This is a genomic window from Halorubrum sp. CBA1125, from assembly GCF_009742825.1.
In the GTDB taxonomy this organism is placed as follows: Archaea; Halobacteriota; Halobacteria; order Halobacteriales; family Haloferacaceae; genus Halorubrum.
Window position 1 is genome coordinate 1 of sequence record NZ_WPCE01000157.1, and the last position, 6,927, is coordinate 6,927.

General features: G+C 70.4%; 6 protein-coding genes and 1 tRNA gene. 4 read left to right on the forward strand and 3 right to left on the reverse strand.

What is annotated here, in order from left to right:
• Together GJ633_RS12510 and GJ633_RS12515 are read right to left on the reverse strand one after the other, a co-directional pair.
• A partial coding sequence (locus GJ633_RS12510) for a phospholipase D-like domain-containing protein (RefSeq protein ID WP_321169069.1) occupies window positions 1-1,318 on the reverse strand: 1,318 nt, incomplete at its 3' end.
• A 50-nt stretch (window positions 1,319-1,368) separates the two neighbouring features.
• Window positions 1,369-2,733 carry a HEAT repeat domain-containing protein gene (locus GJ633_RS12515; RefSeq protein ID WP_156589098.1) on the reverse strand — a complete coding sequence of 455 codons (1,365 nt, stop codon included), beginning with the start codon at window positions 2,731-2,733 and terminating at the stop codon, window positions 1,369-1,371.
• A gap of 185 nt (window positions 2,734-2,918) precedes the next feature.
• Between GJ633_RS12515 and dpsA the strand changes: the two genes are divergently transcribed.
• From dpsA to GJ633_RS12535, 4 genes are all read left to right on the forward strand, one after another.
• The gene (dpsA, locus tag GJ633_RS12520; protein WP_156589099.1) at window positions 2,919-3,467 is read left to right on the forward strand and encodes a DNA starvation/stationary phase protection protein DpsA; all 549 of its coding nucleotides are present in this window, start codon (window positions 2,919-2,921) and stop codon (window positions 3,465-3,467) included.
• An 82-nt stretch (window positions 3,468-3,549) separates the two neighbouring features.
• Window positions 3,550-5,391, forward strand: coding sequence for an acyl-CoA carboxylase subunit beta (locus GJ633_RS12525; RefSeq protein ID WP_156589100.1), 1,842 nt, complete (start codon window positions 3,550-3,552; stop codon window positions 5,389-5,391).
• Entirely contained in the window at window positions 5,388-5,915 is a 528-nt protein-coding gene (locus tag GJ633_RS12530) for a redoxin domain-containing protein (RefSeq protein ID WP_156589101.1), read from the forward strand. The genes GJ633_RS12525 and GJ633_RS12530 overlap by 4 nt, the downstream gene beginning before the upstream one ends.
• Before the next feature lie 247 nt (window positions 5,916-6,162).
• Window positions 6,163-6,462 (forward strand): hypothetical protein, encoded by a 300-nt coding sequence (locus GJ633_RS12535; protein WP_156589102.1) that lies wholly within the window; start codon window positions 6,163-6,165, stop codon window positions 6,460-6,462.
• Window positions 6,463-6,725: 263 nt separating this feature from the next.
• On the opposite strand, the gene GJ633_RS12540 is transcribed toward GJ633_RS12535, so the two are convergent.
• Window positions 6,726-6,799 (reverse strand) — tRNA-OTHER (locus GJ633_RS12540).
• Window positions 6,800-6,927: the final 128 nt, after the last annotated feature.

Genomic DNA, 6,927 nt, shown 5'->3' on the forward strand with positions numbered 1-6,927 from the left:
CGTCGACGCCGCGGTCGGCGGCCCGTCGGAGCGCCCGCACGATCCGATCGTCCGGGCCGCCGGTCCGGGGGACGACGGCGAGCACGCGGTCGTCGGCCGCGTCGATCCGCGCCGCGATCCCGTCGGCGGCGTTTCCCGGCGCGGTGAGCACCGTCACGTCGGCGGTCGTCGCCGGCGGGGGATCGAACCGCGTCGGATAGGTGCCGTTCGCCCGGCCGACGTCGTGGAACGACGCCTCGGACCTGAACGAGCGCCATCGGCGCGCGTCGGCGGCGCTCGCGTCCGCCTCGAACAGCGCGGCGAGCGTGTCGGCGGTCGACGGCTCGGCGGGTGGCCGCGCGGACCCGTCCGTCGCGACGCCCCACCCGCGGTTGGACCGCCCGCCGGTCCCGGAGCGCTTCCAGTTCTCCGTGAGCACGACCGCGCGGTCGTCGGCGACGGCGTACTTCGCGTGGTGGAACCGGAACCGCTCGGGGTCGCCGTCGAGGACGCGGACCTCGACGCCGGCGGCGACGAGCCGGTCGATCAGCCGCGCGCTCCGTGCCGAGAACCCGCCGACCGGCGACCCCTCGACGAGCACGCGGACCGTCACGCCGCGGTCGGCGGCGTCGACGAGCAGGTCGGCGACGCGCTCCGACGTGAGGGTGTACCCGGCGAGCAGCAGGCGGTCCTCCGCGCCGCGGAGCGGCTCGATCGGACGGTCTGGGCTGTCCGGGAGTACGAACGGCGTCACGGTCGCGTTCGCGGTCGCGGCCGGCGCCCGGGGGTCGTATCCGCGCGGCCGCCACTCCCCCCAGTCGGCGCGCCAGCGGTACCCCTCGCGGACGCGCCCGTACTCGACGACGTCGACGACCGCCCCGTCGCGGCGGAGTTCGATCCGATCGCCCGACGCCGAGAGGGGAAAGTGTCCCTCGATCGCGCGGAGCGCGACCGGGCCGCGGTCGGCGGCGGCGGGGGCGTCCTCGAGGAACGCGGCCGTGCGCCCGGGGGCCATCGAGAGCGCGACCGTCCCGCTGGCGTTCCGCGGGACCGACACCTCGTGGTGCCCGTCAGAGAGCGACCAGTTCCCGCGCGCCGGGAGGCGGACGACGAGGTACTCGCCGCGGTTCCCCTCGGTCGTCGGGTTGGGGTACAGCTCGACGATCGCCGGACCGGAACCCGTGGACGTGGCGTCGCGTGAGGCGTCACCGCGTTCGCTCGCGGCCGTCGCGGGCACGCCGGCGAGCGCGACGACGAGGAGGACGCAGGCGAGGACCGCGGCGGGACGCGAGACGGCCGCGGTGCAGACGGACTCGAATCGGCGACGGGGTGACCGCACGCCGGGTGTGGCGCCGGTATCGGATAAAAGGGCTCGGAGCGCGTCCGGGCTTAGGCGGTCGGTGCCGCGGCGTCGAGCGCGCGCTCGGCCTTCTCGACCTCGGTCGCCACGAGGAAGGAGCGCTCGTCGGCGTACTCGGCGACGGTTTCGAGCGCCTCGCGCGTGCCGATCTGCCGGAGCGCCCAGCCCGCGGCGGCGCGGAGGTCGTCGTCGCCGTCGCCGGCGAGCACGTCCGCGAGCGGGTCGACGGCGCGGGTGTCGCCGATGAGCCCGAGCGCGCGGGCGGCGTGGGGCCGCACGAGGTCGTCGGTCTCGGACTCGGGCGCGAGCTGGTCGGCCAGCGGCTGGACCGCCGCTTCGGCGCCGATCTCGCCGAGCGCCTTGCACGTCGCCTTCTGGAGCTGCGGGTTCGACTCCTCCGGCACGAACTCGACGAGCGTCTCCGTGGCCTCCTCGGCGGCCATCTTCCCGAGGATGCGGATCGCGGCCTGGTCGCGCTTCTCGGCGCGGCCGAGCAGCTCCGAGACCGACGCCTCGGTCTTCCCGCGTTTGCCCATGCGCTCGAGCGCCTCCAGGCAGTGCCGCTCCATGAAATCGGACTGCAGCGCGTCGAGCGCGAGGAGGATCATGTCGACGTTGCCGCGCTGCTCGTGTTCCTTCAGCGCGGCCCACTCGACGGGATAGTCCTTGTAGTGGCCGAGCACGTCGTAGTACCCCTGGGCGCGGAGCTGCTCGTGGGTCTGTAAGTCGTCCCACTCCTCGGCGCCGTCGAGACCCTCCTCGAGCTCGTCGGTCGCCTCGAGGAGTGCGGCGATCGTCTCCGCGTCGTCGTCGGGATCGAGATCCGCGCTTTCGACGGCGTCGGCGACAGTCTCGAGGGCGGCGACGAGGTCCTCGATGTCGTCGCTGGCCGGGTCCGCCGCGACATCTACGGACGTCGCGGCCGCGTCGGCGAACGCCTCGACCGCCGCTGCGACGTCTTCGATCCCGTCGGCGGTCCACTCCGTGTCTTCGACCGTCGTCGCGGCGTCTCGGATCGCTTCCGCGACGTCTTCGGCGTAGGGGCCGCGGGCCTCCTCGACGCCGTCGCGGAGCTCCGCGATTCGGTCTTCGAGTTCACCGCGCGGGTCGTCGGCGTCGTCGTCGTCCTCGTCGGGTTCGGGGAGGTCGGCCTCCTCGAGCCCCGCCTCGGCGTCGTCTAAGAGCGCGTCGACGTCGTCGAGGGCCGCCTCCGTCTCGGCGTCGGCGAGCAGGCCCTCGATCTCGTCGAGGTACTCGTTCAGGGACTCCTCGGTCACCTCGTCGGGACGCGCCGGCGCGTCGGCCGTCTCCGTCGACCCGCCGGCGTCCTCCGCGTCGTCCGCGGCGTCGGCCCCCTCTGAGGCGTCGGCCGGGTCGTCGTCGCCGTTGCTCATACACCCGAACGTGCGCGCGTAGTCCATTAAGACGTTTCCCTTCGACGGCGGAGGTGACCGAGCCCGGCGGATCGCGATTTCGGCGCACAGTGTTGAAAAAGAAGAAAAATTATTTTTTATATTTAGAATATCTATTTCTAATTTGGAAACCATTAAGTGAGTAGCGCGCGTACGAGTGAGTACGCATGAGCACCCAGACGCAGGCCCGGCAGCGATACGGCGACGTTCACGAGAGCGAAGCGCTCCGCGTCCCCGAGCAGAAGGCCGAACAGCTCGTCGACGCGTTAAACACCGACCTCGCGGCCACGTACGTCCTCTACCACCAGATCAAGAAGCACCACTGGATCGTCGAGGGCGCCGAGTTCCACGACATCCACGAGTACCTCGGCGAGGTCGCCGCGGACCTCGAGGCGGGTGCCGACGTGCTCGCCGAGCGCGCGCAGGCGCTCGGCGGCGTGCCCCTCTCTGGCGGCGCGAACTACGAGGAGCACGCGCCGGTGAGCCCCGAAGACGCGGACGCCTACGACATCCGGACGTCCCTGGAGAACGACCTGGAGATCTTCGGCGACATCATCGAACAGCTCCGCGAGCACATCCGGCTCGCCAACAACCTCGGCGACTACACCACCGAGGAGCTGCTGCGCGAGATCCTCGAAGACGTCGAGGTGCACGCCCACCACGTCGAGCACTACCTCGAGGACGACACCCTCGTCACCGAGGGGGCGACGGAGTGATGGAGTAGGGCGTCCGTGGTGTCACCGTCCGTCGTCGAGATCGGGGGGAAAACGGTTTAGGCACCACCGCGAATCGTGCGCCATGAAAGTTCGCGTCGGCACGGCGGCGACCGCGGCGGAGGCCGAGGCGATCGCGCGGTCGCTCGCGGAACACCTCGGCGAGGACGTTGACGTCTACGTCGGCGACGCCGCCGACCCCGCAGCCAGCGCCGCCCCGCCGGAGCCGACCTACCCGCTCGACGACGACCGCGGTCCCACCGACCGCGAGCGCGAGCTGCGCGCCGAGATCGACGACATCCTGCGGGGCGGTCCCGAGACGTACCGCGAGCGGCTCGCGGAGCAGGGGAAGCTGTTCGTCCGCGACCGACTCGACCTCTGGTTCGGCGGTGAGGGGGGAGCCCGCGGCGACGGCGACGCTGACGCCGCGGGGCGGCCGCCCGCCGGCGTCCGCTTCGAGGACGGGACGTTCGCCGCGTTCGACGACTGGCACCCGAACGCGCCCGACGGCGACGCCGACAGCGACGGCGATGGCGACAGCGACGGGGCGAGCGCTGAGGACGCCGACCGCGACCGCCTCCCCGCCGACGGCCTGATCACGGGCGCCGCGACGTTCGAGGGCCGCGACGTCCACTTCATGGCCAACGACTTCACCGTGAAGGCCGGGTCGATGGCGGCGCGGGGCGTCGAGAAGTTCCTCCGGATGCAACAGCGGGCGCTGAAGACCGGCAAGCCCGTGCTCTACCTGATGGACTCCTCGGGCGGGCGGATCGACCAGCAGACCGGCTTCTTCGCCAACCGCGAGGGGATCGGCAAGTACTACTACAACCACTCGATGCTCTCGGGGTACGTCCCGCAGATCTGCGTGCTCTACGGCCCGTGTATCGCCGGGGCGGCCTACACGCCCGTCTTCGCCGACTTCACCGTGATGGTCGAGGGGATGTCCGCGATGGCGATCGCCTCCCCGCGGATGGTGGAGATGGTCACCGGCGAGGAGATCGACCTGGAGGAGCTCGGCGGCCCGCGGGTCCACGCCGAGGAGTCCGGCTCGGCGGACCTCGTCGCGCGCGACGAGGAGCACGCCCGCGCGCTCGTCGCCGACCTGATCGGGTACCTCCCGGACCGGGCCGGCGCGAAGCCTCCCGAAGCCGAGACGAAGCCGCCGAAGTACTCCCCGGAGGGCATCGACGAGCTGATCCCCGAGTCGCCGACCCGGCCGTACGACGTCCGCGAGCTGATCGACCGGATCGCCGACGCGGAGTCGGTCTTCGAGCTGAAGGAGGGGTACGGCACGGAGATCGTCACCGCCTTCTGCCGGATCGACGGCCGCCCGGTCGGCGTGGTCGCCAACCAGCCGACAGAGCGATCGGGCGCGATCTTCCCGGACGCCGCCGAGAAGGCCGCGGAGTTCGTCTGGACCTGTGACGCCTACGAGATCCCCCTGCTTTACCTCTGTGACACGCCGGGGTTCATGGCCGGCTCCGCGGTCGAGAAGGACGGGATCTTAGAGAAGGGCAAGAAGCTGATCTACGCCACCTCCTCCGCCACGGTCCCGAAACAGACGGTCGTCGTCCGGAAGGCGTACGGCGCGGGTATCTACGCGATGGGCGGGCCCGCCTACGACCCCGAGAGCGTGCTCGGACTCCCCTCCGGCGAGATCGCGATCATGGGACCGGAGGCCGCGATAAACGCGGTCTACGCCCGGAAGCTCGCCGAGATCGACGACCCCGAGGCGCGGACCGCAGAAGAACAGCGGCTCCGCGAGGAGTACCGCGAGGACATCGACATCCACCGGATGGCCAGCGAGGTCGTCATCGACGAGCTCGTCCCGCCGTCCGACCTCCGCGCGGAGCTGGCCGCCCGGTTCGCGTTCTACGCGGACGTCGAGAAGGACCTGCCGGACAAAAAACACGGGACGGTGCTATGATCGACGTCGGCGTCAAAGCCCCCGACTTCGCCGCGCCGGCGGTCGCGGACGGGCGGGCGACCGAACTCGCGTTGTACCGGCTCGTGGAGTCGTACCGCGCGGTCGTCCTCGCGTTCGCGCCGGCGAGCTTCGTCCCGACGAGCACGGCGGCGTTCGCCGCGGTCCGGGATGTCGGCTGGCACGACCGCGAGGACCTGGCGGTGGTCGCGCTCACCGGCGACTCGCTGTACGCCGGGTTCGCGTACGTCGACCGCTTCGATCTCCCGTTTCCGGTCGTCTCGGACTTCCACGGCGGAATCGCCGACTCCTACGGCCTGCTGGCCGACTCGTGGGAGGGGCACGCCGACATCCCGCGCCGCGCGACCGTCGTGATCGACGGCGACTGGCGGGTCCGGTTCGCCGAGGCGACGACCGACGCGCTCGACCGCCCCGCGCCCGCGCCGGTCGAGAACGCGACCGCGACGCTGCGCGACCTGGGTATCGATGTCGACCGCCCGCGGGTGAACTACGACGGCCCGTGGTGAGGGCACCCTGAGGCAACCTGAGGGCGGCGGAGTCGTACACGCCGGCGATCGCGGTCGGCGCGCGCCGGTGAGCGCCCCGAAGGGGCGCGAACCCGACCGCGCGAGGGAGTTGCGAGCGGTGCGAGGTACGAACGGAGTGAGTACCTCGATAAGCGAGCGGCGAAGCCGCGAGCAGCGAGCAACGAGGCTGGGGAGGCGTGAGGTGTGGGACGGTCGTTATTTGTGTCTCGAAGAAGACGCACGCACGATGCCCTCCGTCCTCTCCGACCTCGTGTTCAGTGAACCGTCCGGCCGGTCCAACGCGCTCGTCCAGTTCGGAGGAGCGCTCGCGTTCCTGGGACTGTACGGCTACTCTCGGGCCATGGGAAGAGCCGACCCGAGCGACTGGCTGCTCGTCATGGCTCTCGGGGCCACGCTGGCGGGGATCGCCGAATCCCTCCCGAACGACCGGAAACGCACGGCCGGCACGCTTCGCCTGACGGCGATCCTCGTACTGCTGTGTCTGCTCGTCGCCATCGTCCTCGCTCCGGAGTTCGTCGTCGGATAGCAGACGGGGTTTGAAGCGATTACTGTCGATCGAACGTGGCTGATGGCGCTCGGATATCTCGGTATTTCGCTTACTTAGCCTCCAAAAGCACCGGCCGAGACTCCCGCGAGTGAAACGAGCGGGAGTCAGGCCGGGGCACGACCGCAGGGAGTGCACCGGCCGAGATTTGAACTCCGAATCAGACGTGCTCGCTCACTTCGTTCGCTGCGCGCGACTGATAGCGTTCAAATCTCTCGGTGATTTCTCTCACTCCGTTCGAGAAATGCACCGGCCGAGATTTGAACTCGGGTTGCAACCATGGCCAAGGCTTGCGTGATACCTACTACACTACCGGTGCGGCTTCGCGTTTCAAGCGTAAGGTTCGGAGTTCCGAAATGATAACGCGTTTCCGAACGACGGGTCGGTCCGGGGGGAGCCGTCGCCCGGCCATCTCGCTACCGATCACCAGACTAGCCCATAGAGAGG